We start from the raw sequence: 242 nt of genomic DNA, 5'->3' as shown, positions 1-242 counted from the left end.
GGTGCCGAAGCTGGATACCGCCGGCCACGGCTGGTCTAACTCGCCGTGCACACAGGTGGCATCGAGGCCCGCCAGCGCCGCCTTTTTCGGGAAGCGCAGGTTGGCTGTGGGGAAGCCGAGGGTGCGGCCGAGCTGGCGCCCGCGCACTACCCTGCCACCGATCGCATACGGGCGACCGAGCAGATCGGCCGCATGGGCGAAATCGCCCTCGCGCAGCATCTGGCGTATGCGTGTGGCGGAAA

Annotated in this window: 1 protein-coding gene; it reads right to left on the bottom strand. The window is 69.0% G+C overall.

The window, feature by feature from the left end:
• Positions 1-242 (bottom strand): riboflavin kinase (locus ACQG3P_RS22405; protein WP_426806285.1); only part of this gene is annotated, 242 nt, incomplete at both ends.

Source organism: Stenotrophomonas sp. SrG (assembly GCF_050031795.1).
In the GTDB taxonomy this organism is placed as follows: Bacteria; Pseudomonadota; Gammaproteobacteria; order Xanthomonadales; family Xanthomonadaceae; genus Stenotrophomonas; species Stenotrophomonas rhizophila_A.
This window is presented reverse-complemented; position numbering and strand designations above follow the sequence as displayed.